The sequence below is a fragment of the Streptomyces sp. NBC_01260 genome (assembly GCF_036226405.1).
GTDB classification, from domain to species: domain Bacteria; phylum Actinomycetota; class Actinomycetes; order Streptomycetales; family Streptomycetaceae; genus Streptomyces; species Streptomyces laculatispora.
The window spans coordinates 7508715-7534601 of record NZ_CP108464.1; the positions used below are offsets into that span (position 1 = coordinate 7508715).

Annotated in this window: 29 protein-coding genes; 21 read left to right on the forward strand and 8 right to left on the reverse strand. The window is 71.0% G+C overall.

The annotated features are described in order from the left end of the window. The first annotated feature begins 9 nt into the window (after positions 1-9). The 7 genes from OG322_RS33435 (at position 10) to OG322_RS33465 (ending at position 6114) form a co-directional block, all read left to right on the forward strand. Positions 10-861, forward strand: a complete 852-nt coding sequence (locus tag OG322_RS33435; RefSeq protein WP_206432477.1) for a HipA family kinase — start codon at positions 10-12, stop codon at positions 859-861. Continuing rightward, positions 858-1241, forward strand: a complete 384-nt coding sequence (locus tag OG322_RS33440) for a DUF3037 domain-containing protein (protein ID WP_123468002.1) — start codon at positions 858-860, stop codon at positions 1239-1241. The genes OG322_RS33435 and OG322_RS33440 overlap by 4 nt, the downstream gene beginning before the upstream one ends. Positions 1242-1459: 218 nt before the next feature. Beyond that, the gene (gene fabG / locus OG322_RS33445) at positions 1460-2221 is read left to right on the forward strand and encodes a 3-oxoacyl-ACP reductase FabG (protein ID WP_123468000.1); all 762 of its coding nucleotides are present in this window, start codon (positions 1460-1462) and stop codon (positions 2219-2221) included. Positions 2222-2241: 20 nt separating this feature from the next. Further along, entirely contained in the window at positions 2242-2997 is a 756-nt protein-coding gene (locus tag OG322_RS33450; RefSeq protein WP_123467998.1) for an SDR family oxidoreductase, read from the forward strand. 118 nt (positions 2998-3115) lie between these two features. Further along, a complete protein-coding gene (locus tag OG322_RS33455) occupies positions 3116-4696 on the forward strand; it encodes an ABC transporter substrate-binding protein (RefSeq protein ID WP_123467996.1) in 1581 nt (526 codons plus the stop codon). A 118-nt stretch (positions 4697-4814) separates the two neighbouring features. Then, positions 4815-5498, forward strand: a complete 684-nt coding sequence (locus OG322_RS33460; protein ID WP_024492348.1) for a uracil-DNA glycosylase — start codon at positions 4815-4817, stop codon at positions 5496-5498. Positions 5499-5628: 130 nt separating this feature from the next. Beyond that, a complete protein-coding gene (locus tag OG322_RS33465; RefSeq protein ID WP_123467994.1) occupies positions 5629-6114 on the forward strand; it encodes a hypothetical protein in 486 nt (161 codons plus the stop codon). A 70-nt stretch (positions 6115-6184) separates the two neighbouring features. Here the strand turns inward: OG322_RS33465 and OG322_RS33470 are convergent, their stop codons facing one another. After that, positions 6185-6643 carry a hypothetical protein gene (locus OG322_RS33470; protein ID WP_329307370.1) on the reverse strand — a complete coding sequence of 153 codons (459 nt, stop codon included), beginning with the start codon at positions 6641-6643 and terminating at the stop codon, positions 6185-6187. Positions 6644-6767: 124 nt separating this feature from the next. Next, the gene (locus tag OG322_RS33475) at positions 6768-7463 is read right to left on the reverse strand and encodes a TetR/AcrR family transcriptional regulator (RefSeq protein WP_329307371.1); all 696 of its coding nucleotides are present in this window, start codon (positions 7461-7463) and stop codon (positions 6768-6770) included. An 86-nt stretch (positions 7464-7549) separates the two neighbouring features. On the opposite strand from OG322_RS33475, the gene OG322_RS33480 reads away from it, so the two are divergent. From OG322_RS33480 to OG322_RS33490, 3 genes are all read left to right on the forward strand, one after another. Then, positions 7550-8797 carry an FAD-dependent monooxygenase gene (locus tag OG322_RS33480; protein ID WP_329307372.1) on the forward strand — a complete coding sequence of 416 codons (1248 nt, stop codon included), beginning with the start codon at positions 7550-7552 and terminating at the stop codon, positions 8795-8797. 19 nt (positions 8798-8816) lie between these two features. Continuing rightward, entirely contained in the window at positions 8817-9716 is a 900-nt protein-coding gene (locus tag OG322_RS33485; RefSeq protein ID WP_123467986.1) for a Gfo/Idh/MocA family protein, read from the forward strand. Positions 9717-9863: 147 nt separating this feature from the next. Next, positions 9864-10223, forward strand: a complete 360-nt coding sequence (locus tag OG322_RS33490; RefSeq protein ID WP_329307373.1) for a hypothetical protein — start codon at positions 9864-9866, stop codon at positions 10221-10223. A 40-nt stretch (positions 10224-10263) separates the two neighbouring features. Here the strand turns inward: OG322_RS33490 and lnt are convergent, their stop codons facing one another. The 3 genes from lnt to OG322_RS33505 form a co-directional block, all read right to left on the reverse strand. Further along, a complete protein-coding gene (gene lnt, locus OG322_RS33495) occupies positions 10264-11928 on the reverse strand; it encodes an apolipoprotein N-acyltransferase (protein WP_329307374.1) in 1665 nt (554 codons plus the stop codon). 97 nt (positions 11929-12025) lie between these two features. After that, positions 12026-12529, reverse strand: a complete 504-nt coding sequence (locus OG322_RS33500) for a nuclear transport factor 2 family protein (RefSeq protein ID WP_124286188.1) — start codon at positions 12527-12529, stop codon at positions 12026-12028. A gap of 105 nt (positions 12530-12634) precedes the next feature. Then, on the reverse strand, positions 12635-13498 hold the full coding sequence (locus tag OG322_RS33505) for a universal stress protein (protein WP_329307375.1): 864 nt from the start codon (positions 13496-13498) through the stop codon (positions 12635-12637). Positions 13499-13681: 183 nt separating this feature from the next. Here OG322_RS33505 and OG322_RS33510 point away from each other — a divergent pair, with 183 nt between their 5' ends. The 7 genes from OG322_RS33510 to OG322_RS33540 all read left to right on the forward strand — a co-directional run bounded on the left by OG322_RS33510 (position 13682) and on the right by OG322_RS33540 (position 18129). Continuing rightward, positions 13682-14059 carry a hypothetical protein gene (locus OG322_RS33510; RefSeq protein ID WP_123469641.1) on the forward strand — a complete coding sequence of 126 codons (378 nt, stop codon included), beginning with the start codon at positions 13682-13684 and terminating at the stop codon, positions 14057-14059. 32 nt (positions 14060-14091) lie between these two features. Next, positions 14092-14712 (forward strand): flavin reductase family protein, encoded by a 621-nt coding sequence (locus OG322_RS33515; protein WP_123467976.1) that lies wholly within the window; start codon positions 14092-14094, stop codon positions 14710-14712. Between the two features lie 156 nt (positions 14713-14868). Further along, entirely contained in the window at positions 14869-15681 is an 813-nt protein-coding gene (locus OG322_RS33520) for a hypothetical protein (protein WP_329307376.1), read from the forward strand. Positions 15682-15887: 206 nt separating this feature from the next. Beyond that, the gene (locus OG322_RS33525) at positions 15888-16046 is read left to right on the forward strand and encodes a hypothetical protein (protein WP_164494545.1); all 159 of its coding nucleotides are present in this window, start codon (positions 15888-15890) and stop codon (positions 16044-16046) included. A gap of 148 nt (positions 16047-16194) precedes the next feature. Then, positions 16195-16824, forward strand: a complete 630-nt coding sequence (locus OG322_RS33530; RefSeq protein WP_123467974.1) for a TetR/AcrR family transcriptional regulator — start codon at positions 16195-16197, stop codon at positions 16822-16824. A gap of 109 nt (positions 16825-16933) precedes the next feature. Further along, positions 16934-17281, forward strand: a complete 348-nt coding sequence (locus tag OG322_RS33535; protein ID WP_124286190.1) for a hypothetical protein — start codon at positions 16934-16936, stop codon at positions 17279-17281. Beyond that, positions 17278-18129, forward strand: coding sequence for an alpha/beta fold hydrolase (locus OG322_RS33540; protein WP_123467970.1), 852 nt, complete (start codon positions 17278-17280; stop codon positions 18127-18129). Before OG322_RS33535 ends, OG322_RS33540 begins: the two co-directional genes overlap by 4 nt. A gap of 46 nt (positions 18130-18175) precedes the next feature. On the opposite strand, the gene OG322_RS41710 is transcribed toward OG322_RS33540, so the two are convergent. Continuing rightward, positions 18176-18307: an excalibur calcium-binding domain-containing protein gene (locus OG322_RS41710; RefSeq protein ID WP_353962133.1), complete on the reverse strand. Its 132-nt coding sequence runs from the start codon at positions 18305-18307 to the stop codon at positions 18176-18178. 185 nt (positions 18308-18492) lie between these two features. Between OG322_RS41710 and OG322_RS33545 the strand changes: the two genes are divergently transcribed. From OG322_RS33545 to OG322_RS33555, 3 genes are all read left to right on the forward strand, one after another. Continuing rightward, entirely contained in the window at positions 18493-19335 is an 843-nt protein-coding gene (locus tag OG322_RS33545; RefSeq protein ID WP_266412654.1) for a hypothetical protein, read from the forward strand. A gap of 113 nt (positions 19336-19448) precedes the next feature. Then, the gene (locus tag OG322_RS33550; protein ID WP_241200435.1) at positions 19449-20018 is read left to right on the forward strand and encodes a GNAT family N-acetyltransferase; all 570 of its coding nucleotides are present in this window, start codon (positions 19449-19451) and stop codon (positions 20016-20018) included. 199 nt (positions 20019-20217) lie between these two features. Next, positions 20218-21840, forward strand: coding sequence for an MFS transporter (locus tag OG322_RS33555; RefSeq protein ID WP_443066571.1), 1623 nt, complete (start codon positions 20218-20220; stop codon positions 21838-21840). 286 nt (positions 21841-22126) lie between these two features. Here the strand turns inward: OG322_RS33555 and OG322_RS33560 are convergent, their stop codons facing one another. Continuing rightward, the gene (locus OG322_RS33560; RefSeq protein ID WP_185095633.1) at positions 22127-22945 is read right to left on the reverse strand and encodes a response regulator; all 819 of its coding nucleotides are present in this window, start codon (positions 22943-22945) and stop codon (positions 22127-22129) included. Between the two features lie 108 nt (positions 22946-23053). On the opposite strand from OG322_RS33560, the gene OG322_RS33565 reads away from it, so the two are divergent. After that, the gene (locus OG322_RS33565; RefSeq protein WP_329307377.1) at positions 23054-24661 is read left to right on the forward strand and encodes a sensor histidine kinase; all 1608 of its coding nucleotides are present in this window, start codon (positions 23054-23056) and stop codon (positions 24659-24661) included. A gap of 227 nt (positions 24662-24888) precedes the next feature. On the opposite strand, the gene OG322_RS33570 is transcribed toward OG322_RS33565, so the two are convergent. Further along, positions 24889-25761: an undecaprenyl-diphosphate phosphatase gene (locus tag OG322_RS33570; RefSeq protein WP_123467960.1), complete on the reverse strand. Its 873-nt coding sequence runs from the start codon at positions 25759-25761 to the stop codon at positions 24889-24891. Between the last annotated feature and the right edge of the window lie 126 nt (positions 25762-25887).

Sequence of the window (25887 nt, forward strand, 5' to 3'; positions counted from 1 at the left end):
CCTGGGAAAGTGCTGGAAGAGGTCGTAGCGACCCGCTATGTCACGCCTTTGCGTGAGGGTGGCTCGCTTCCCGGGATCGTCGAGGCCGACGACCTGGGCACGTACGTCATGAAATTCACCGGCGCCGGACAAGGCCGCAAGACGCTGGTCGCGGAGGTGATCTGCGGACAACTCGGCCGACGGCTCGGGCTGCGTGTCCCCGACCTCGTGCAGATGCAGCTGGACCCGGTCATCGGTCTCGCCGAGCCCGACCAGGAGGTGCAGGAGCTCCTGAAGGGGAGCGGTGGCCTCAACCTAGGGATGGACTTCCTCCCCGGTTCCCTCGGCTTCGACGCACTCGCCTATCAGGTGGATCCGCGCGAGGCCGGACGCGTCGTCTGGTTCGACGCGCTGATCAACAACGTCGACCGGTCCTGGCGCAATCCGAACATGCTGATCTGGCACGGCGACCTCTGGCTCATCGACCACGGCGCCACCATGATCTGGCACCACAACTGGCCGGGCGCCCAGGCCTCCGCCGCCAAGCCGTACAACGCCTCGGACCACGCGCTGGCCCCCTTCGCCCCCGATGTCGCCGCGGCCGCCGCGGAACTGGCCCCGCTGGTCACGGAGGAACTGCTCACCGAGGTCGCGGCCGACGTCCCCGACGAGTGGCTGGTGGACGAGCCCGGATTCGACTCGACCGATCAGCTCAGGCGCGCCTATGTCGAGGCGCTGCTGCCGCGAGCGGCCACCATCCACGAGCGGATCAGCCTGGACGCGCCCACCGCCGCCAAGCCGTCCCAGGCCCCGGGCTGGCTCGCCGAGCGCCTCGCCCCGCGGCATGACCACGAGAACAGCGACGAGAGCGGCCGGCCGTGAGTGAACGCGTTGTCTTCGAGTACGCCCTGCTGCGCGTGGTGCCCCGGGTCCAGCGCGGCGAGTTCTTCAACGCCGGCGTGGTGGTCTACTGCCGCGCCAAGGGGTTCGTCGCCGCCCGCACCGAACTCGACGAGGGGAAGCTCAAGGCGCTGGACCCCGCCGCCGACGTGACCGGGGTGCGCGCCGCACTGCGCGCCGTCGAGGGGATCTGCCGCGGCGGTACGGCCGCGGGCCAGGCCGAGGGCGACGACCCGGGCCGGCGCTTCCGCTGGCTGATCGCCCCGCGCTCGACCGTCATCCAGCCGAGCCCCGTGCACAGTGGTCTCACCACCGACCCCGCCGCCGAGCTGGATCGCCTGCTCGACCTGCTGGTGCGCTGATCCCCACCCGTACGGCGCTGCCGCCGCGCTCTGCGGCGGCAGCGCCGTCCGGTGTGACATGCGCCGCTGCGTCCGTGGGCCGTTGACACCGGGTGCCAGGCCTTCTAGCGTCTCGACTGCTGAAGGTACTAAGCGGTTGCTCAGTTATCGGGAAGCATTTCGCAGGGAATGTGCCTGACGTCCGCTGAGCCGCGATCCAAGGGCGAGGAGAACCAAGCATGTCCACCACCGAGCAGCGCGTAGCCATCGTGACGGGAGCGGCACGGGGCATCGGTGCCGCCACCGCGGTACGCCTGGCGGCCGAGGGCCGCGCCGTCGCCGTACTCGACCTGGACGAGGCGGCCTGCAAGGACACCGTCGAGAAGATCACCGCCGCCGGGGGCAGGGCCCTCGCCGTCGGCTGCGACGTGTCGGACAGCGCCCAGGTGGAGGCCGCCGTCGCGCGGGTCGCCGCCGAGCTCGGCGCCCCGACGATTCTCGTCAACAACGCGGGCGTGCTCCGTGACAACCTGCTGTTCAAGATGAGCGAGTCCGACTGGGACACCGTGATGAACGTGCACCTCAAGGGCGCGTTCCTGATGGCCAAGGCCGTCCAGAAGCACATGGTGGAGCAGAAGTTCGGCCGTATCGTGTCGCTGTCCTCCTCCTCCGCCCTGGGCAACCGCGGCCAGGCCAACTACGCCGCGGTCAAGGCCGGTCTGCAGGGCTTCACGAAGACCCTCGCCAAGGAGCTCGGCAAGTTCGGCATCACCGCCAACGCGGTCGCCCCCGGCTTCATCGTCACCGAGATGACCGCGCAGACCGCGGCCCGCGTCGGCATGGGCTTCGAGGAGTTCCAGGCCGCGGCCGCCACCCAGATCCCGGTGCAGCGCGTCGGCTTCCCCGAGGACATCGCCAACGCCATCGCCTTCTTCTCGGGTGATGACGCGGGCTTCGTCTCCGGCCAGGTCATGTACGTCGCCGGCGGACCGCTCAACTGACCCGAAGGGCTGCGGACATCATGACTGTGCAGGACAGCGGCAAGGTCGCGCTGGTCACCGGCGCGAGCCGGGGTATCGGCTACGGAATCGCCCAGGCGCTCGTCGCCCGCGGTGACCGGGTGTGCATCACCGGACGCGGCGAGGACGCGCTGAAGGAGGCCGTCGAGGCGCTCGGCTCCGACCGCGTCATCGGCGTGGCGGGCAAGGCGCACGACGAGGCGCACCAGGCGGTGGCCGTCGAGCGCACCATGGAGGCGTTCGGCCGGGTCGACTTCCTGGTCAACAACGCCGGTACGAACCCGGTCTTCGGCCCGATCGCCGAGCTCGACCTCAACGTCGCCCGCAAGGTCTTCGAGACGAACGTGGTCTCGGCGCTCGGCTTCGCGCAGCAGACCTGGAAGGCCTGGCAGAAGGAGAACGGCGGGGCGATCGTCAACATCGCCTCCGTCGCGGGCGTCTCCGCCTCGCCCTTCATCGGCGCGTACGGCATGAGCAAGGCCGCGATGATCAACCTGACCCTTCAGCTGGCGCACGAGTTCGCGCCGGTCGTGCGGGTCAACGCGATCGCCCCCGCGGTCGTGAAGACCAGGTTCGCCCAGGCGCTGTACGAGGGCCGTGAGGCGGAGGCGGCCGCGTCCTACCCGCTCGGACGGCTCGGTGTTCCCGAGGACATCGGCGGCGCCGCCGCCTTCCTCACGTCGAACCAGTCCGACTGGATCACCGGACAGACCCTGGTGGTCGACGGCGGGATTTTCCTGAATGCGGGCGTGGGCTGAGAACGGCCTGAGCCGGTTTGGCCCTGATTGACTCAAGTGCCCTGTCGGGCCTCTGGATTGACCCGGCGGGGCGCTGCGGTATGGTCTGCCGACCCATGGCTGATCGAGGAGCGTGCGCGTGTTCTACCGGGCCAGTCTGCAGGCTGCTGCAGCCCTTGCTTCCCTGTCTCTGCTGGCCGGCTGCGGTCTGTTGTCCGACAGTGGTTCGGATGTGGAGCAGAAGCTAGCTGTCGGGACGACCAGCGAACCCTCCACCCTCGACCCGGCGGCGGCGTGGGACGGCTCCTGGGAACTGATACGCAACGTGTTCCAGACCCTGGTCAGCTTCCCCACCGGGAGTACGAGCCCCGAGCCCGACGCCGCGGACCACTGCAAGTTCACCGACACCACCAGCACCGCCTACCGCTGCACGCTCCGCGAGGGCCTGAAGTTCTCCAACGGCGACAAGCTCGACGCCGAGGCCGTGAAGTACTCCATCGACCGGATCAGGACGATCGCGGTCAAGGGCGGACCCAACGGAATGCTCGGCTCGCTCGACCGGGTGGAGACCAAGGGCGACTACGAGGTCATCTTCCATCTGACCAAGCCGGACGCCACCTTCCCGTTCATCCTGGCCACGCCCGCCATGTCGCTCGTCGCGCCGAGCGACTACTCGGCACACAAGATCCGCAACGACGGCAAGGTCACCGGGTCCGGACCCTACCTGCTGGACGCGTACAAGCCGGGTGACCGCTCCGAGCTGGTGAAGAACCCCGACTACAAGGGTTTCGCCGACCGCAAGAACGACGCCGTGACCATCCGGTACTTCAAGGAGTCCGGCGCCATGGTGACGGCGCTCAAGAAGAACAAGATCGACGCCACCTACCGCGGGCTGTCCGCCGAGGAGGTCGTCAGCCTGGAGGACAACGAGGACAAGCAGAGCGACCTCCAGCTCGTCGAGACGGTCGGCGCCGACATTCGCTTCCTGGTCTTCAACCCGAAGGACCCGGCCGCCGGGAAACCGGCCGTGCGGCGCGCGATCGCCCAGCTCGTGGACCGGGACGCGCTGGTGGCCAAGGTCTACCGGGGCACCGCCGAGCCGCTCTACTCCATGGTGCCCAAGGGCATCGCGGGGCACACGACCAGCTTCTTCGACACCTTCGGCGACCCGGACCGGAAGAAGGCCAGGAAGATCCTCACGGACGCCGGTATCACCGAGCCCGTCGCGATGACCTTCTGGTTCACCACCGACCGCTACGGCTCCTCGACGGCCCCCGAGTTCGCTGAGATCAAGCGCCAGCTGGAGGCTTCCGGGCTCTTCAAGATCACCCTGAAGAGCCAGCCCTGGAAGAAGTTCCAGGAGGGTTTCACCAAGGGCGAGTACCCCGTCTTCGGCCGAGGCTGGTTCCCGGACTTCCCGGACCCGGACAACTTCATCGCCCCCTTCCTGGGCAAGGACAGCGTCACGGGGATGCCGTACACGAAGGACGAGATCACCAAGCAGCTGCTGCCCCAGACCCGCAAGGAGAGCGACCGGGGCGCGGTCAGCCAGCAGTTCGAGCGGGCCCAGAAGATCCTGGTCGACGACGTCCGGCTGCTGCCGCTGTGGCAGGGCAAGCTGTACGTGGCGGCGGGCGAGGACATCGGCGGCGGCGAGCGCGCCCTGGACCCGCAGACGGTCATGCAGATGTGGGAGCTGTACCGCAAGGCCAGCTGGTAGCCCACCGGGCCGCTCGCGGTCCTTCCCGGGAGCCTCCAGGGAGGCTCCCGGCTCCGTTGTCAGTGGTCGCCGGTAGGTTCTGAGATCAAGAACTGATTGCTTACCGGAGGTTGTTGACGTGACCGACACCGACCAGCTGCCCGAGTCCTGGCGCGGCGTACTCGGCGAAGAGCTGCAGAAGCCGTACTTCAAGGAGCTCACCGAGTTCGTCGAGGAGGAGCGGGCCGCGGGACCGGTCTACCCGCCCCGGGGCCAGGTGTTCGCCGCGCTCGACGCGACCCCGTACGACAAGGTGAAGGTCCTGGTCCTGGGCCAGGACCCCTACCACGGCGAGGGCCAGGGGCACGGTCTGTGCTTCTCCGTGCGGCCCGGCGTGAAGACCCCGCCCTCCCTGCGGAACATCTACAAGGAGATGAAGGAGGAGCTCGGCCTGCCGGTCCCGGACAACGGGTATCTGATGCCGTGGGCCGAACAGGGCGTGCTGCTCCTCAACGCCGTGCTGACGGTGCGCGCGGGCGAGGCCAACTCGCACAAGGGCAAGGGCTGGGAGAAGGTCACGGACGCGGTGATCCGCGCGGTCGCGTCCCGGCCCGACCCGGCGGTCTTCGTGCTCTGGGGCAACTACGCGCAGAAGAAGCTCCCGCTGATCGACGAGGAGCGCCATGTGGTGGTGAAGGGTGCGCACCCCTCGCCGCTCTCGGCCAAGAAGTTCTTCGGGTCCCGCCCGTTCACCCAGATCAACGAGGCAGTCGCGGCGCAGGGGCACCAGCCCATCGACTGGCGCATCCCCGACCTGGGCTGATGGCGCGCCGGAGCCTGAGTGCGATTGCGCGTCGCTGCGGTTAGCGTCGAACCGGCCGGAACCATCCGGAACCGTCCGGAACCACATGGATTCGGCCGGGCGCAGGCGGACGGGTGCGAGGGAGACCGCAGTGACGGAGCAGCAGGAGGCGTCGCGGGACGTCGTCATGACCAGAATCGGCCAGGCGATCATGCTGCTGCACGGCGGTGACCGCGAGGAGGCCCGCAACCGCTTCGGCCTCCTCTGGGCGGAGATCGGTGCGGACGGTGACGCCCTGGACCGGTGCACCCTCGCGCACTACATGGCGGACACCCAGGACGATCCCCGTGACGAGCTGGCGTGGGACCTGCGGGCGCTGGCCGCCGCCCATGCGTTGACCGGCGACCGGGTCGCGGAACACCGTGACGCGCTCGCGGTGCGGGCCTTCTACCCGTCGCTCCACCTCAACCTGGCCGCGGACTACGTGAAGCTCCGGCGTCCGGCGGCGGCCCGGATCCACCTGGACCGGGCCCGGGACGCCTCCCGCGTCCTCGCGGACGACGGCGCCGACGACGGCTACGGGGGCGGGGTCCGGGCGGCCATCGGGCGGCTGGAGCGGCGGCTGCGGGAGCTGTGAGGGGGAGCGGGCCGCCCGTGCCGGCGGGGAGGGGCGGGCAGCCCGGCCGGCCTCCCGCCGGCCGGCCCGGTCAGTGTCCGTAGGTGTGGTCGCAGATCCGCGACTGCGCGCTGCCCGCCGGCCAGTGCCCGTATCCCCGTCCGAGCGCGCAGACATCCTTCCCGGTGACCGGAGCCGGCAGGACCGGTACGGGGACGGCGGGCACGGCCCGGCGCGGCCGCGGGTGAGCCGGGCCGTGGTGGTGTCGTGGCCGCGGGGCACGGGGTACGGCTTGGGGCACGGCAGCGCGCGCGGCCGGAGGGGTGGCGGACGCCGTGCCGGGGGTGGCGGGGGACGGCTCCGGGGCGGGTACGGCTTCCAGGGTGTCGCGGACCGGGGGCCGGCCGATCTGCGGGGCCAGGTCCTGGGCAGGCCGGTCGGCCGCCGGAGTGGGCGGGGCGCTCGGCCGCGGCTGCACGGACACACACCCGGACAGGGCCGTGACCGCCACGGCGACCAGGAGCTTCACGGTGGTTCTGGTTCGATGCACCTGACCAACTCTGCTGGGCGGAAGGTCCATTGAGTGAGCCGGAATCCTCGGATTGGTCCGCACGAGTGACCCCGGTCAGCGCGGCGCCCGCGTGCCGCGGCCTCGCGGCGGCGGTGCCCGAGCGTCAGTGCCCGAGCATCCCGCGCAGCAACTCGCCGAAGCCGGTGCGCAGCTCCGCCTCGGACGGCACGGAACGGGGGGAGGAACCGGCCGCGCACGAGAACATCAGCCCCTCGCACCAGGCCACCAGGGACAGGGCGTGCCGTTCGGGCTCGGGCGATCCGGCCGCCGTCATCAGCGCCACCAGCGGTTCGCGGAACTGCCGGCCCGTCGCGTCGAAGAAGGCCCGCAGCTCGGGGCGGCGCGTGGCCTCCAGGGCGAGTTCGTACCGGCAGATGAGCAGTTCGGGGTGGTGAGTGAGATAGCGGTGCAGTGACAGCGCCAGACCGGCGATCAACGCGTCCTGCCCGGGAGGCCCGGACGGGGCGGGAGGCCCGGACGGGTTGGCGGTGGTGCCGGCGTCGGCCGCGCCGGGGGCGGGCGCCGAGGCGGCCGTGCCGGTCTTGTCGGCTGTCCCGCCCGGCGCCGGGAGCTCTCCGGGTGCCAGCACCCGGGACTCGCGCTCCGCCAGGCGGCGCACCGTCGCCTCCAGCAGGGACTGCCGGGTGCGGGCGTAGTTGGACGTCGACCCCTGGGGGAGGCCGGCCCGTTCGTCCACCGCTCGGTGGGTCAGCCCCCGCATGCCGCGCTCGGCCAGCAGGGCGAGTGCGGCGTCGGTGATCAGTTCGGCCCGGGCGGAACCGGTGGTGCGTGTGGCCATGCGCTCAACCTACCGCTGAAACTACAGCTGTAGTACCGTGATTCCACTACAGGTGTAGTCCTGAAGGCCGGGATCGAGGAGGAGTCATGGACACGCCCCGTGCGGTCATCATCGGCGGAGGAGTCGGCGGTCTCACCGCGGCGGTGGCCCTGCACCGGTCCGGCTGGCAGGTCACCGTGCTGGAGCGGGCCGATTCGATGGAGCCCGTCGGCGCCGGAATCAGCCTCGCTCCCAACGCTCAGCGCGCCCTGGACGTCATCGGGCTCGGCGACGAGATCAGGTCCCTGGCCGCCTGGCAGGGCGAGGGCGGCATGCGCTCACCCGACGGCCGCTGGCTCTCCAGGACGGACAGCGCCGCCGCGGCCGAGCGGTTCGGCGGCCCGCTCGTCCTGCTGCACCGGGCCACCCTCATCGACCGCGTCGCGGCCGGGCTTCCCGCGTCCGCCGTCCGCACCGGCTGCCCGGCCCACCTCGTGGACCCGGGCACCGCGGGCGGACGCCCTGCCGTGATCGGGACTCCGGACGGGCCCGTCGAGGCCGATCTCGTGATCGGCGCCGACGGCATCCACTCGGCCGTACGGGGCGTCCTCTTCCCGGACCACCCCGGTCCGTCGTACGCGGGCTTCACCGCCTGGCGCGTCCTGGTCCCCGCGCCCGCCGAGCCCTTCGCCCCGCACGAGACCTGGGGCCGTGGCGCGCTCTGGGGCAGCCAGCCGTTCAAGGACGGCCGGATCTACGCCTACGCGGCGGCCGTCGCCCCGGCGGGTGCGCGGGCCGACGACGACGAGCGGGCGGAACTGCTGCGCCGGTTCGGTGACTGGCACCAGCCGGTTCCCGGGATCATCGCCGCCGCCGAACCCGGAGGCGTCCTCCGTGACGACGTCCACCAGATGACCGACCCGCTCCCCGCCTTCCACCGGGGCCGCACGGTGCTCGTCGGGGACGCCGCCCACGCCATGGCTCCCACCCTGGGCCAGGGCGGCAACCAGGCCATCGAGGACGCGATCGTGCTCGCCCACCACGTTGCACCGGGCACGGACCTGGGCGCGGGCCTCGCCGCGTACACCGCAGACCGGCTGCCCCGGACCACCGCGGTAGTCCGCAAGGCGGCGCAGGTCTCACGGCTGATGCGGCTGTCCGGGCCCGTCTCCGTCGCGGTGCGCGACTTCGTGATGTCCACGGCCTCCCGGCTCGGACCGGGCCTGGTCCTGCGCACCTTCGACGGCATCGCCGACTGGCGGCCGCCGGGGCCCACGTATGCTGCCGGGACGAACGACGCGCCGGTACGACCGCGGTGGACCATCACGGACGAGAACCGCGACGCACGGCGCTGAACAGCAAGAGGGGGACCCTGTGAAGGTCGGCTGCATCGGGCTCGGCGACATCGCGCAGAAGGCGTATCTGCCAGTACTCACCACCCTGCCGGGGATCGAACTGCATCTGCAGACCCGCACCCCCGCCACCCTGGCGGCGGTCGCCGAGACCCACCGGATTCCGGCCGCGCAGTGCCACACCGACCTCGAATCGCTGCTCGCCCAGGGGCTGGACGCGGCGTTCGTGCACGCCCCGACCGCCGTACATCCGGAGATCGCCGGCCGGCTGATCGAGGCGGGCGTTCCCACCTACGTCGACAAGCCGCTCGCGTACGGACTCGCGGAGTCCGAGCGACTGGTGGAGCTGGCCGAGGCGCGCGGTGTCGGTCTCGCCGTCGGCTTCAACCGCCGCGTGGCGCCCGGCTACGCCCAGTGCGCCGAGCACCCGCGCGAGCTGATCCTCATGCAGAAGAACCGGGTCGGGCTGCCGGAGGCGCCGCGGACCATGGTCCTGGACGACTTCATCCACGTGGTCGACACCCTGCGCTTCCTGGTACCCGGGCCGGTCGAGCACACCGTCGTACGGGCCAGGATCCGCGACGGCCTGATGCACCACGTCGTGCTCCAGCTGTCCGGCGACGGCTTCACCGCCATCGGTGCGATGAACCGGCTGAGCGGCTCGACCGAGGAACGGCTGGAGGTCTCCGGCCAGGACTCCAAGCGTGAGGTCGTCAACCTCGCCGAGGTGATCGACCACAAGGGGCAGCCCAGCGTACGGCGGCGCGGCGACTGGGTGCCGGTGGCCCGCCAGCGCGGCATCGAGCAGAGCGTGCTGTCGTTCCTGGACGCCGTGCGGGCCGGAAAGCCGCTGAGCGCCCGGGACGCCCTGGAGACGCACGAGCTCTGCGAGCGCATCCTGCGTGATCTCGACTGCGCGTAGGGCCTTGCGCAGGGCCGCTCGTGGGGGGCAGCTCGTCCGGGGCGGGGACGGGGCGGCCCCTGCCCCGCCCGCCGTTCCTCCGGATGCGTGCGGACCGGGGCCGATGCAGGCTGAGGAGATGGACCGCCGGCCCGTGGAGGTGACCTCGTGAAGCCCCGCCGCGAGCCCCAGAGCTGGAGTGCGCTCCAGCCCCCGCCCGGCTACTACTCGGCAGACGGACGTCCGCCCGACGCCATGCAGCGCGCCCTGATCCTCGACTGGGCGGTCAGCCAGCGGATCGCGAGCGGCTGGCGCGTGGAGTCCCGCTCCAAGACCCAGGTCGTCATGGTCCGGGGCCGTCCCCTGAACCATGTGCTGCACGCCGTCCTGACGGTTTTCAGCTGCTTCGTGTGGGGCGTGGTGTGGCTGGTGCTGGGCGTGACCAACAAGGTCGAACGGATCGCGCTCACCGTTGACGCCATGGGCGACATCGTCTCCGTGAACGGTCCGGGCCGGAACACGTTCTGAACGCACACCACTCATGAGCCGGACGTGCACGACCCGTGGGTCACTGCGTGGGCTCCGTCCGGGACTCGGACTCCGTCCGGGACTCCGCTGCCGGGCGGGTGGGCTGTACGGATGCCGCCCCGCCGTCCGTGGCGACCACATCCGCCGGAACGGACCGGCTGGGCCTGCCGCGCACGGACCGTATCCCTTCGAAGGCGCAGAACGCGGCCAGGATGCCCAGTGCGCCGTACAACGGCCAGTCACCCAGCCGGACGTACAGCGTGGTGCCGCCGGCCAGGGGTACGCCGAACACCGCGGCCCCGCTCGTGTCCGTACCGAGCGGAGCACCGACCCGCTCACCCTGCGGGCCGTACACCGTGCTGACGCCCGTCAGCGTGGCATGCACCATCGGGCGGCCGTTCTCGGCGGCCCGCAGCGCTCCGAGCGAGGCGTGCTGGGCGGGCGCCCAGCCGTGCTGGAAGGACGAGGTGGAGGACTGGGCGATCAGCAGCTGTGCACCGTCACGGGTCAGCCGCCGGCTCATGTCGGGAAACGCGGACTCGAAACAGACCAGCGGGCCGATGCGCAGCGCGCTCGCGCCGGGCAGCGTCATCGTCACCTGCCGTGTGCCGCGCAGCCGGTCCTCGCCGGCCGCCCTGCCCATCGAGGTGGCCCAGCCGAGTGCCGAACGGGCCGGGACGTACTCGCCGAAGGGAACCAGCCGCATCTTGTCGTAACGGTCCCCGGTCAGTCCCTGCGGACCCACCAGCACCGCGCTCTTGAAGATGCCGGTCCGGCCCGACGCATCGGTCTGTTTGGCGTCCACGTTCACCAGCACATCCGCGCCCACCAGCCGCGACAGCGCCGCGATCCGGGCCGCGACATCGGGCCGCCGGACCGGATCGACCCCGACGCTGCTCTCGCCCCACACGACCAGGTCGAGGTCCCGGCCCGCCAGCGAGCGCGTCAGCTCCTCACTGCGGGCGAAACGGCGCTGCACACTGCCGGGCCCCTCGATGACACCGGGCTGCACGACGGCGATCCGCGCCACCCCCGAACGCTCCGGCTGCGGCGCCCACATCCACACCGTGCCCACCGCCACGGCGCCCGCCACGAGCGAGACGACGGCCGCCGTACGGGCGGCCGAGGCCACCAGCAGCACGGTGAACGCGGTGTTCACCGCCACCACCAGCAGGCTCACCAGCCAGACCCCGCCCACCGAAGCCAGCCGGAGCGCGGGTGTCACCTGCCACTGGCTCGCGCCCAGCAGCCCCCAGGGGCCGCCGAGCGCCTCCCAGGAGCGGGCCAGTTCGATCATCAGCCAGCCGCACGGGACCACGATCACGGCCGCCACCACCGCGGCGGCGGACAGCGGCCCGCGCAGCAGGCGGGAGACCAGCAGACCCCACGGGGCCCACAGCAGACCGAGCAGGGCCGCCAGCACCACGATGAACACATGGAGACTCGGCATCAGCCAGTGGTGCACGGCCAGCATGTAACCGGTACCGCCGAGCCATCCGTCGAGCGCCGCCCGGCGGCCGCTGCCGGCGGACCGGATCAGCAGCAGCAGCGGGACCAGGGCGACGTAGGCGAACCACCACAGCGAAGGAGCGGGGAACGCGAGCGCCGGCAGCGCACCGGCGAGGAGCGCGACGATGCCACGCCACAGGGTGGATCCGAGTATCCGTTCGCCCCACTCGCGCCGCTGCCCGGCCCTGGTCCACATGCCGCGCCTCCTCGTCCTGCCCGCATCGCCGATTCCGTCGGGGGCCCGCTCCGGTGTTCTCCCCCAGTGTGGGGCAGCGGAAGCGGACCGGCGCGGATCAGCCGGCGGCGAGGGCGCCCGACAGGCTCCGCCACTTCTCCTGGACGGTCACACCCCGGATCTGCCAGCCGCTGTCCGTGCGGACCAGGTCGAAGGCGTACCGCCCGCCGGAGACGAAGTTCGGTGCGGTCGCACGGGATTCGTCCCCGCCGTTCCCGGCGGCTTCGGCGTCGTTCCCGAGCCGCATCGGGTTCAGGTAGTCGGCCTGCACCAGGGCGCCGTCGCCCGGGTAGCCCCCGAGATCCTGGAGGTCGAGGCGGCGGTTGACGATCAGATGCTGCCGTACGGGAAAGAGGAGCATGGTCTGCGAGAGCCATTGCGCGACCTCGGATGCGGGCCCTTCGATGCCGCCCGCGGTGCGGTAGTCGGCGCGGCCGTCCGAGGTGAACAGTGCTCGGTAGTCCGCCCATTCGCCGTCGTCCACCGCCACCGCGTAGCCGGTGATCACTGCATCGATGGAGATCCGGTCCATCACGGTCGAGAGATCCACACGCTGCGTCATCGGGTCAGTCTGTGCCCACGGGAGTCAGGGGCCAAGTGCCGTGCACAGAAGGCCGGCCGGGACCCGCCGCGCGGGGGGCGGCGCCGGAGGCGCGGAAGCACGGCGTCACCCGGGCACCACGGCCACCGGGCCCCGCGCGTGCGTGAGCGTGGTCTGCGCCACCGGCGAGAGGCCGAGCCCCAGGGACTCGCCGCCCCTGCGCCGCCCGATCACCGTCAGGGCCGCGGTCGCCGACGCCGCGACGAGCGTGTGTGACGCGGAGCCGTTGACGGGCTCCCGCACGACCTCGACCCCCGGGTACTGCTCCCGCCGCCCCGCGGTCAGCTCGGCGAGGGTGCGCTCGGCCGAGTCGGCCGCCGCGTCCCGGTCGAACACCGGTCCGCCGGACAGCATCGAGGAGAACATCGTCCAGCCGTGCACGATCCGCAACCGTGCACCGGGGCGCGACGCGGCCGCCTCGAAGGCGAACTCCAGCACCGACTCACTGCTCTCGTCGGCGGCCACGCCCGCGACGACGTCCTGGAAGACCTCCGCCGCCTCCTGCGGGTCGTCCTCCCGCTGCCCGCCGTGGACGACGACCACGGGGCACCGGGCCATGGACGCGGTCGCCAGGCTGTTGGAACCCAGCATCAGGGAGCGGAAGCCGCCGAGCCCGCGCGAGCCGACCACCACCATCGACGCGGCGCGGCTGAGCGCGGTCAGTGCCGCCGCCGGGAAGTCGAGCGGCGCGAGGGTCGTGGGATGCAGCCCCGGCGCGATCTCCTTCACCCGGCGGACGGACTCCGTGAGCAGTTCCTCCGCCTCGCGCTGCTGCGCCTCCTGGCCGGCCCGCCGGGTGTGCTGGAGCGCGTGCACGACCACCAGCGCACGTCCCCGGCGGAGCGCCTCGCGGGCCGCCCAGTCCAGTGCCTCGCGGCCGGGCGACGAACCGTCGACCCCGGCGATCACGGGAAGCTCGGTGCTGGTCATGGCTGTCTCCGCTGTCCGATGGCAGGTGTCCCGTCCGGCACGTGCGCGCCGGGGACGTACCTCGTACGCTACGGTCGGCCGCTGCCTGTTGCCGAGGCGAGGACGGCCGGCCGGGTCCGGCACGACGGTGCGCCGAACGCTGTTGTCCTCGTCGGCTGCCGCGCCTGCACCTATGCTCGCGGGATGGAGCAGAGCGAAGTCGTGAAGCGTGTGATCGGCATCCTCACGGAGGCGGGCGAAATGCGCAGGCTCTTGGAGGAGAGCCCGGACCGAGGTGACCCGAGCAACGACTCGACCGTGGTGACCGCCCTCCTGAACGAGACGATGCCGCGGATCGCGATCCCCGAGGACGCCACCATCGAGGACGTGGTGGGGCTGGTCGGCCGCGAGGTCGGTGGAGCGGTGGAGCAGTTGGTCGGCGCGTTCACCCTGGCGTTCGCGATGCTGGCGCAGGTGCACGACTCGGGCCAGACGGATGTGTCGTCCGCCGACGTGCTGCAGGACCTCGCGCTGCGGGCCGAGCAGTTCGGCACCGAGGGCCCGGGGGAAACGGAAGCGTAGGGCCGTCCGGGACGGGCGGCATACTCGTCGGCATGCGCATCGACTTCGACCCCCAGTGCACGGACCGGGGCACGTTCTACCGGCTGCTCACCGCCGTGGTCGTTCCCCGGCCCATCGCCTGGATCTCCACCGTCACCCCGGACGGCGAAACGGCCAACCTCGCACCGCACTCCTTCTTCACGATCGCCTGTGTGAGCCCGCCCGTCATCCAGTTCACCTCGGTCGGGCGCAAGGACTCGCTGCGCAACATCGAGGAGACCGGCTCCTTCGTGGTCAACTTCGCCCCGGAGCACCTCTTCGAGCAGATCAACGCGACCGCGACCGACTTTCCCCGGGGCGTCAGCGAGTTCACGGCCGTGGGCGTCGAGCCGGAACCCAGCCTGAAGGTGAAGCCGCCACGGGTGGCGGGATCGCCGGTCGCCCTCGAATGCGAGCTGCACAGCACGGTCCTGCTCGGCGACTCCACAGTCGTCTTCGGCCGTGTGGTGCACGCCGTGGTCGACGAGGACGTCATGACGGACGGGCATCCGGAAGCCGCCAGACTGCGCCCGCTGACCCGGCTCGGCAAGGACGAGTGGGGCACCTTCGGAGGCGTACGGGAGATCTCCCGTGTCCCGTACGCCCAGTGGCAGGAGGACCGCGGCGCCCGGTGAGGCGGTGCGTGGGCCCGAGAGCCGCGCCGCTGCTCCACGGGGCGCTCCCCGGCTCCGGGAGCCGCAACTACTCCACCCGGCGTACGGTCACTGCCTTCCGGCGTACGACGACGCCGGGGCGCGTGTCGGGGGATCCTGCGCACCATGGAGAACCGGATGACAGCGACAGCCCCGGCCGGCCGGGCGGGCAACCATGCCCCCGGCCTGTCCACGCCCTTGCGCGGCCTGCGGGACGCACGTCCGGTCGAGGGGCTCTGCTACGCGACGGGGGCCGTGCTCATCGCGTCGGGACTGGCGCATCTCGTCGTCCTCCTCGTCGACGGCGGGTCCTGGGACGGCCCGGTGTCCTGGCGCAAGCCCATCACCTTCGGCCTCTCCTTCGGCCTGACGCTCATCGCGATCGCATGGGTCTCCGCGTACCTGCGGATCGGTGTCCGCACCCGGACCGCGCTGCTGGGGCTGTTCGCCGCGGACTGCGTGCTGGAGGTCGCCGGAATCACCGTGCAGGCATGGCGGCACGTGCCGTCCCACTTCAACATGGAGACCCCGTTCGACACAGGGGTGTCCATGACGCTCGCCGTCGGCGGGGCTGCGCTCGTCGTCATCCTCTGCACGCTCTCGGCCGCAGCCTTCCTCCGGCGGCCCGGCGGACCGCCCGGCATGGCGCTCGCGCTGCGTGCGGGCTGCGCGATTCTCGTCATCGGACTGCTGTCGGGTGCGGCCATGATCGCGCGCGGCGTGTATCTCACCCGCACCGGGCATCAGTTGGCCGGGTACGCCTCCACGGCATCGCTCAAGCCTCTGCACGGCGTCAGTCTCCACGCCGTCCTGGTGCTCCCGGTACTGGTACGCCTCCTGGCCATGACATCGTGGAGCCCACACACCCGCGTGTCCGTCGTGCGGGCCGCCGTCGGCTGCTACGCGGCGGCTGTCGCGGCAGCGCTGGTGTGGGCGGTCGTCGCTTACTGATGCGACCGTGAAGGCGAACACGGGGCGCACCGGCGACGGTGCCGACGGCCGGACCGGCGGCAACGGATAGTCTCTGCAAGCCTCGTCGGATACCGGTGCCCTGGTGGGTGTGGGACCGGGACGATGCCATACCCCCGTCGTCGCCGCTGTCCACGGACCGGCCGGCCACGGGGCTCTCACACTAACTGCGATGTACAGGAGACCCGATGGCTGATACCCCGCCCCGCCAGGTTCAGCGGCGCTCGGACGAGAGCGCGGCGGGCTCGGCGGCCGAGGCCCCGGGCCGTGTCGAGGCCGTACCGACACCCCGCTACCAGGGGCTGTTCGTCGAACCCGATCTTCCGCCCTTCGTCGAGACCGAGTGACGGAATCCCGGCCGAGGTCCGGACTGCCCCCGTTCCCGCTCCGGCGGGCACGGGGGCAGTCCGGTACCGGGGCGCCCGCCCTGTGGCCTCCAGCCGCCCCGCGCGGACCTCGGCTGTGCGTGCGCGGCGCATCAGGGAAGCTGTCGGCATGAACATCTCTGGCGACGAGGGCTCACCGCAACGAGCGGGCTACCGGCGATCGGCGGGGTCGCCACGCGGTGAGGCCCGGCGCCGGGAACTGCTCGACCGGGTCACCGAGGACCTCGCGGCCAACGGAATCGTGGACTTCTCGCTGCGGCGCGCCGCACGCGCGGCCGGCGCCACGCACAAGGTGCTCCTCTACCACTTCGACGGAGCCGACGACCTGCTCGTGCAGGCCGTCGTCCAACTGCGCCGACGCCGCATCGCGAAGGCGCTGGCTGCCGCGACCGAGGGAGAGGTCCGCCGGTCACTGGGGGACTGGGTGCGCGCGATCTGGCCCATCCTGGTGGGCGAGGAGGCGGCGGTGCTCGATCAGGCCATCGGCCTGGCGATGTACGACTCCGAACGCTATGCCGCACTCGGCCGCGAGGCCTCCCAGCAGTACCTGCCCACTCTGCTGTCGGTCTGCCCGGAGCACTGGTCCGCGCGGCGCCGGCTGGAGGTCGCCGAGATGGTCCTCGCGACGCTCCGCGGCTTCCTGGTGGACGCCCGGACCAGCGGCGACACCGCCGGGGTCGCCGCCGGGTTCGAGGCCCTGGTGCGCGCGCTGGAGCGCGAGGAGGCCGCCGAGGAGTGACCGCGCTCGCCAGGCGGGCCGCAGGGCGGGGCCGGGCGAGCGATGGACACGATGTGAACCACGTGGTTCACTTTTGGGAGGGATGAATCCCGCCCAGCCGGAGGTCGTCATGCGCACGTCCGCAGAACGCCAGAAGGTCCGATTCGCCGCCGGCGGCACCGAATGCGCGGCCTGGCATCACCCGGGAACGAACGGCGGCTGCGTGATCATGGCCGCCGGCGGCGGGGTGACCAAGGAGCCAGCCACCTCCCGCAACGCGACGCGCCACCAGAGCCCGCTTGCGATGCTGCGGCTCACCGGCACCGTCTTGCGGGACGCGGCAGGCGCTCTCCTGGGCCGCCGCCCCGTGCTGGCGCCGCTCGCGGGCGAGTTGTCCTTCCTGCGCCGGCAGCTGCCCGACACGGCATCCGCGAAACGGCCCGCCGCCGAGGACGCATCATCGGTACGACGGCCATGAAGGAAATCGAACTGTCGGCCGGGACGGTCGCCTACGAGGACACCGGCGGCGACGGCCCGACGGTGGTCCTGCTCCACGGGCTGATGATGGACGCGTCCTTGTGGGACGGGACGGTCGCCGGGCTGTCCGCCGGCCACCGCTGCCTGGCGCCGACGCTGCCCCTGGGCGCGCATCTGCACGCGATGCGCGCGGACGCCGACCTCTCGCTCCTCGGGGCGGCCCGGCTGGTCGCCGAATTCCTCGACCGCCTGGACCTGCGGGACGTCACGCTCGTCGGCAACGACACCGGCGGGGCCCTCGTCCAACTGCTCATCGGCGACGGCGACCGCGCCGCCCGGGTGGGGCGGGTGGTGCTGGTCTCCTGCGAGGCGTTCGACAACTACCCGGCACGGGTGACGGGTACGACTCTCGCGCTCGCCGGCCGGCTGTCGCCGCGTCTCTTCGGGCTGTTCATGCAGCAGATGCGGTTGCGGGCGGTCCGCCGCCTCCCGATCGCGTTCGGGTGGCTGACCAAGCGGGGCGACGCGGCCACCCGGCGGTGGACGCGGCCCGTCATGACCCGGCAGGGCATCCGCCGCGATGCGGTCCGGACGCTGCGAGCGGCGGACGCGGATGCCCGCAGGCTGGCCGAGGCGGCCGGGACGCTGCCGTCCTTCGACCGGCCCGCACTCGTCGTCTGGGCGGCCGGGGACCGCGTGATGCCGCCCGAACACGGCCGACGCCTCGCGGCGCTCCTCCCGCAGGGGCGGCCGGCCGAGATCGCCGACAGTCGCACGCTCGTCCCGCTGGACCAGCCGGAGCGGCTGGCCCTGGCGATCCGGGAGTTCGTGCCCGCGCGCAGCCGGTGACGCACGCGCCGATGACGGTGTCACCCGCCCGTCGCGGGCGGAACGCCTACTCGCAGGCGACCCCGTCCCCGTCGCGGTCGAGATGCCGCCCGTAGCCGGGTTCCCCGGCGTGAATGGGTCCCCCAAGTGATGCGTCGGGCATGACCGTAGCGAGGACGTGAGGGCCGGTGTGAGCCATACATTCCACTGGTGATGAACTTGTGACCAAATGGTGGATGAGAGGTGTGTGCGTCACTGTACGGACGCGACGCCCGCGTGGGACGGCCTCGCGAACTCGACGCCGAACGGGCGTCCGCGGCCTACCCTCAACGGGGCGACAGCGGCCCAGGACCACCAGCGACAACAACCGAACATGAGAGGTGATTGATCACTCCAGCACCGCCCCGGCGCCCGTGCCCCCGCTACAGCGCCGACGGCACTCCCTGCTCCAACACCACCACCCGTGCGGACGGATGGTGCGGCCGGTGCGACGGCTACACGACCGTGACGCCCGCCGTGACCCGCAACGCCACCCGGCCGCGCCGCTCCGAGTGGCGGTGGGGGCCCGACACCTGGACGCCCGGTGCTCTCGGCATGGACTCCGACGAGGCGTACGAGATCGACGTCACCCCCGGTGCCGTCGCGACGTACGGCAGAGTGCACGCGGTCACGCCACAGATCGCCGAGACGCAGATCCGCTCCCTCCTCGAAGACCTCATCTCCGAGCAGGCCGTTACCGAACGAAGCAGCACCGGGACGTGGCGGATCTACTACCGCAAGCACGGGTACGGCCTGGTCATCAGCGCGGACCGCAGTCACGTCCTGCGATATTGCACCCGTCACGCGGAACGCACCTGGGCCCAGTACCGGACGGGTGTCACCTCGCGCATCAGCGGCTCCGGCGGTACGGCGGCGTGGAAGCGTGAAGCCCTGTCCAAGCACATCCCGGTGCCCATCGGCGGGAAGGCCCTCAACCTGTACGCCCGGCACACCCTCGGTCTGAAGGTCACGCGCGACAACATCGACGACATCGCGCAGCGACTCGCGACTCACCTGAGCGACAACGTCCTTCCGCACTGGCACCGCACGGCGGAGGCGGCCATCGAGGACGGCCACGGGAACACGTGGATCCTGCTGCGCAATGAGCGGTTCACCGACGGCATCATCGCCACGGTGCACGCCACCGGCAGCGATCCCCACAGCCGTCACGAGGAGCGGCAGCGATGAGCGCCGGGCAGGAGGCCGGTGGAGCGGCAGGAGGGCCCCACTCGCCGAAACGGTGTCATGCCGGCCGGAGCATGTAGCTGCGGCGAGCTCGTCCGCGGACAATCATGGCTGCCATGGAGCGACCGAGGCCCCTCATCGAGTTCGGAGACGTCGCCCTGCGACGCTGGCGGGGACAGGACGACTTCGCTGCGGCCCACGAGCTGATTGAGGAGTCACTCGACCACCTGCGCCCCTGGGAACCCTGGGTGGCCGGTCACAGCGAGGAACACACCCGGGACTTCCTCGCCAAGTCCGCGTCGACGTGGGCCAACGGTGACGTGTACAACTACGCCATCACCAAGGACGGCACGCTCGTCGGCATGTGCCAGACCTACCGCGGGGCCGAACCGAACGGCCGGCTCATGGGGTATTGGCTGCACCCTGCCGCCACCGGCCAGGGCATCGCGACAAGAGCGACGGCGGCCTTGGCCGCCGAGATGTTCACCCTGCCGGCTGTGCGGTATCTGGAAATCGCGCACGACTCGGCCAACACCTCCAGCGCCGCTGTACCGCGCCGGCTGGGCTTCACCGAAGTCCGGCGCGAACGAGCGACACCGCCCGCGGCCCCCGCAGGCAGCGGGATCGAAGTGGTCTGGCGGCTGAACCGTCCGGTGCCGTCCGCTCACGGCACCCCCCGGCCCTGATCGCCCGGTGGTGTGGCACCGGGCAACCCTTCCCGCAGTCCACGGCCTGCCGACGCCCGGGATCCCCGGTGAACGCCCTCGTCCTCGTCAACTGGGCGAGCGTCACCGCGTGTACGGCGCCGGCGCCCGGGCACCTGGCGGATATTGGATTCTCAGCGGTCCCGCAGTGTGCGCCCGCCCTGATCAGGAGGTATCCGCCGTGACAACCCCCGCCGCATCGGAGGAGCCCGAAGACACGGAGCAGGGTGCGGGTGGAGGCGGGCCGGGTGGCAGCCGGGGCCCGGGGAAAGACCGTGACGGCGAGGTCGCGGCGCCGGGTGATTCTGGGCTTGGCCTCATCACGACGGCCGTACCGGCCCGGCTGGACCGGCTGCCGTGGTCGCGCTGGCACTGGATGATCGTCGTGGGCCTCGGCACGGTGTGGATCCTGGACGGCCTCGAAGTGACGACGGTCGGCAACATCGCGGGCCGTCTGTCGGAGGAGGGTTCAGGGCTGGCCATCACGTCTGCGCAGGTCACGGGCCTTGCCGCAGCCCTCTACGTGGCGGGGGCCTGCTTGGGCGCGCTGTTCTTCGGCTGGCTCACCGACCGGTTCGGCCGCAAGAAGCTGTTCATGGTGACGCTCGCGGTCTACCTCGCCGCGACCGCGATGACGGGTCTGTCCTTCAGCGCGTGGTGGTTCTTCCTCTTCCGCTTCCTCACGGGTTTCGGTATCGGCGGGGAGTACGCGGCCATCAACTCGGCGATCGACGAGCTGATCCCATCGAAGTACCGGGGCCGGGTCGACCTCATCATCAACGGCAGCTACTGGCTGGGCGCCGTCGGCGGGGCGCTGCTGTCGGTCGTCATGCTGAACACGAACTACTTCCCCAAGGACCTCGGCTGGCGGCTCACCTTCGCTCTCGGTGTCGTCCTGGGCCTCGTGATCCTGCTCGTACGGAGGCACGTGCCGGAGAGCCCGCGGTGGCAGTTCATCCACGGCCACGGCGAGGACGCCGACAAGCTCGTCGGCTCCGTCGAGCGGGAGATCGAGAAGGAGAAACACGAGAAGCTGCCGCCCCCGGCCGGTGAGATCACGATCCACGAGCGCAAGAGCATCGGCTTCGGTCTCATCGCGAAGACCGTTTTCCACAGCTATCGCAAGCGCGCGGTGCTCGGACTGTCCCTCTTCATCGGCCAGGCCTTCCTCTACAACGCGATCACCTTCGGCTTCGGCGCGATCCTCACCACCTTCTACGGCGTCAAGAGTGGCCACACCGGCTACTACTTCGCGGTGATCGCGGCCGGCAACTTCATCGGCCCGCTCGCGCTCGGCAAGCTGTTCGACACGATCGGGCGGCGCGTCATGATCGCCGGAACGTACATCGTGCCGGGCATCCTGCTGTTCGTCACCGCCTGGCTCTTCGACCGGGGCTCGCTCACGGCCAACACCCTCACCGCGTGCTGGTGTGTCGTGCTGTTCTTCGCCTCGGCCGGGGCAAGCAGCGCCTATCTGACGGTCTCTGAGGTCTTCCCCATGGAGACCAGGGCCATGGCCATCGCCTTCTTCTACGCGATCGGTACGGCGGTCGGCGGGATCAGCGGCCCGCTCATCTTCGCCCAACTCACCGAATCGGGCGTCCCCGGCGATACGGCCCTCGCCTTCTGCATCGGCGCGGGACTGATGTGCGCGGCAGGCGTCGTCGCTGCCTTTCTCGCGGTCAACGCCGAGCAGCGCTCCTTGGAGGACATCGCCAGGCCCCTCTCCCAGACGGAGAAGAGCGGCGGGGAGCGGCCCGGCAGCGGCGGCGGCCAGACCTCCGTGGGCGGCACGGCGGGTTGAGCGACCGAGGGGCCCTGGCGTGATCACGCTCGGCGAGCCAGGCGACCGTGCCCATGTTCGACGAACCGATCATCGGGCACGGCGTCCGCTCGTTGGACGAGATGCGGCCTGGGTTGCGGTGCGTACACAGCGCCCTGGTGATGTGACTGTGGCTGAGTCGACCACCGCGTTGGCGGCTCTGCGTGTCAGGGGGAAGCTGTGATTGGCATCGGCCGTGGCACGGGCAAGCGCCGGATGCTGCCCGGCCGGCACCCGCGCGGGAGTGCGTGACCTCGGGCGCGCCCGCTCAGCCGGCGTCGCCCGGGCGGTGCGGAGGAATCGAGGCGATGTCGAGGAAGAAGGAATCGATGCTCTGGACGGACTCGATGAATTCGTCCAGGTTGACGGGCTTGGTGACGTAGGCGTTGGCGTGCTGGCGGTAGGCGGCGTCGATGTCGTCCGGCGCGGCGGACGTGGTCAGCACGACGATGGGGATGCTCGACAGCTCGGTGTCGGTCTTGAGGACGTTCAGCAACTCGCGGCCGTTCATGCGGGGCATGTTCAGATCGAGCACGATGAGATCCGGCCGGTCGGTCCGCGGGTCGCGGAGGTACTCCAGCGCCGCGACGCCGTCGTCGGCCCGTTCGATACCGCGCGCCATGCCGCGCTCGGTCAGGGCCTCCTCGATCAGCATGGCGTCGGCCATGTCGTCCTCGACGAGCAGGACGGTGTACGCGCGGGGGGCGAGGCCGTTCATGGTTGAGCTCCGGGTCTGGTGGTCGGGAAGCGGGTGTGATGCGGGGCGGGCGGCGAAAACGAGTCCGGGCCAGCGTTTGCGGGCACCCTGGCGGCTGACGCCCCAGGCTCTGCCCAACTGCGGGTAACCGGCGCCCTCCTGCGCGGCGGCCCGGGCGGCCAGCGCCGCGCACTCCTCCACCGCCCGGCCGAGGTAGGCCAGGGCACGCAATGAGGCCAGCGCGTCGCTCCGGAACACGTTCGGGTCCTGCCCGTCGGCATCCGCCACCGCCGTAGGGAGCGAGAGCTGCCGGGCGGCTTCGGCGACGGCACATCGTGCCCGCTCGGCCAGTTCCTCCTGCTCGGGGCTCAGCCGCGTCTCAACTGCCATGGGTGCACCGTAGACGCCCAGCCACCCCGGGGACAACCATGGTTGTCCTCGCCGGTAGGGTGACGCCGCCCCGGCGCGCCGCGGGGGACCAGGGAGGACGGATCCGACGTGCAGATCGACGCTGTTCAGCAGGACCTGGTAACACCGCCGCGGCGGTCGCCCGGGGGCTGGACCACCCGCGGCTGGCTGGGTGCCGGCTCAGCGGCAGCGCTGGTTGTCCTCCTGGTCCTGACCGGGTGCGGAGTCTGGGTCCTGGCCCACGCCACCGACGTCAACAAGCGGCTCACCGATCGCTGGTCGCCGGCTTTGATCGCCTCCGTCCGGATGGAGAGTGCCCTGATCAATCAGGAGACGGGCATCCGTGGGTACGGCATGACGGGGAAGCGTGAATTCCTCAAGCCGTACCAGGACGGCATCGCCCAGCAGAGAGCCGCGGCCGGGGCACTGGAGGGACTGGCCGAGGGTGACGGGCGGGCAACGGCCGACCTGGCCCGGGTGCGCGAGCGCGCCGAGCGATGGCAGGCCACTACCGGCCGCCCCGTCAGCGAAGCGGCCGACCCCGTCGGCTCCGCCCAGCAGCGGACGGAGTCGGGCAAGGCCGCCTTCGACGCTCTCCGCGCCTCGCTGGCCGAACAGCAGACTCACATCGAGGCCGAGCGGCAGCGGGCACGCCACGACCTGCAGCGCGCCCGCACTCTGCGCAACACGGTCTTCACCGCCATCGCCTGCGTGGTCCTCGCCCTCATCGCGCTCGCCTTCGCCGGGCTGCGCAGGGGTGTCCAAGTGCCGCTGGAACGGTTGCGCGCGGACGTCCGGAGGATCGCGGACGGCCGCTTCGAGCACTCCATCGCCCCCTCCGGCCCCGCAGACCTGAAAGCACTGGCGAGGGACGTGGACGGGATGCGCCGACGCCTTGCCAGGGAGCTGGAGTTCAGCGACCGCGCGCGGGCCCAGCTCGACGAACGGGCGACGGAGTTGCGCCGCTCCAACGAGGAACTCGAACAATTCGCCTATGTGGCCTCCCACGATCTGCAGGAGCCGCTGCGAAAGGTCGCCAGTTTCTGCCAGCTCCTGGAACGCCGCTACGCGGATCAGCTCGATGACCGTGCCAAGCAGTACATCGCCTTCGCGGTCGACGGTGCCAACCGGATGCAGACCCTCATCAACGACCTCCTCACCTTCTCCCGCGTTGGACGCCTGCACGCCGAGGACGCCGACGTCAGCCTCGCGACCGTGCTGCGGCGCACCACCAACTCCCTGGGCATGGCCATCGAGGAGACCGGGGCGATCCTCACTCATGACCCCCTTCCCTCGGTGCACGGAGACCCGACTCAGCTCGGTGTCCTGTTGCAGAACCTGATCTCCAACGCCATCAAGTTCCGCGCCCCGGGCGTCGTGCCCCGGGTCCATATCAGCGCCCGGCGACCCGCGGACGGTGCGGAGGGCGCCGACCGCCGCTGGGAATTCGCGGTGAGCGACAACGGCATCGGCATCGGTCCGGAATACGCCGAGAGGATCTTCGTGATCTTCCAGCGCCTCCACACCCGTGACACGTATCCGGGTAACGGCATCGGCCTCGCGCTCTGTAAGAAGATCGTCGAATACCACGGCGGCACCATCACCCTCGACACCGGCCACACTCCCGGTACCCGCTTCGTCTTCACCCTCCCCCTGGCCCACGCAGACGCGCCCGCCGCCGATCCGGAGGGTTGCTGAGCCCGAAGCCAGGAGCAGGACGCTGTCAGCTGTCTCCCCGGTGCTCAGGACACCCGGATGCCCGTCGGACCACCGTGCCGGAGCGCGGCCGGATCGTGGAGCACGGTTCTCTTGTCACTGAGGCGTTGCTCGTCGGCGACCACACGTCGCTAGTGGGAGACGATCATGACGCACGGATGCACAGCAGTGCTGGAAAGCGCCAGATCCAGACAGCAGTGGAGAGCGGGTCACCCCGCGGATTCGCCAGCATGGGGGCTCAGGGATCCGGCGCCGACCAGGATGAACAGCAGAATGCCCAGGACGATCCGGTAGATCACGAAAGGCATGAAGCTCTTGGTCGTGATGAACTTCATGAACCAGGCGATGACCACGTACCCCACACCGAACGCAATGAACGTGGCGAAGATCGTCGGCCCCCAGGCCACATGTCCCTCGCCCGCGTCCTTCAGCTCGAAGACGCCCGAGGCGAGGACCGCCGGGACCGCAAGCAGGAAGGAGTAACGTGCCGCCGCCTCGCGGGTGTAGCCCATCAGCAGACCGCCGCTGATCGTGGCGCCGGAGCGGGAGACGCCCGGGATCAGGGCCATCGCCTGGCAGAAGCCGAAGATCAGGCCGTCCTTGATGCCCAGTTCCTTGAGGGACTTGCGCTCCCTGATCGCCCGGTGCTTGCCGCCGGTCTCGTCACGGGCGGCCAGGCGGTCGGCGATGCCGAGCACGATGCCCATCACGATCAGCGTGGTGGCGATCAGCCGCAGGTCGCGGAACGGGCCCTCGATCTGGTCCTTGAACGTCACGCCCAGCACACCGATCGGAATGGAGCCGACGATGACCAGCCAGCCCATCTGGGCGTCGTGGTCACTGCGCATCGAGCGGTTCGTCAGCGACTTGAACCATGCGCCGACGATCCGGACGATGTCCTTGCGGAAGTAGATGAGGACTGCGGCTTCCGTGCCGATCTGGGTGATGGCGGTGAACGCCGCTCCCGGATCGTGCCAGCCGGCGAACGCCGCGGTGAGCCGCAGATGCGCGCTGGAGGAGATCGGCAGGAACTCGGTCAGTCCCTGAACGAGGCCGAGGACGAAGGATTCGAACCAGCTCATGGGGCTTGGGCCATCCTGAAGTGATCATGCATCGTCCGACGGGCATCGGAGCCCGTCGGCAGCGTGCGGATTGCGGTCGTGTGAGGGCAGGGCCGCAGGGGCCCGGAGATCGTCTGTCGGACGCGG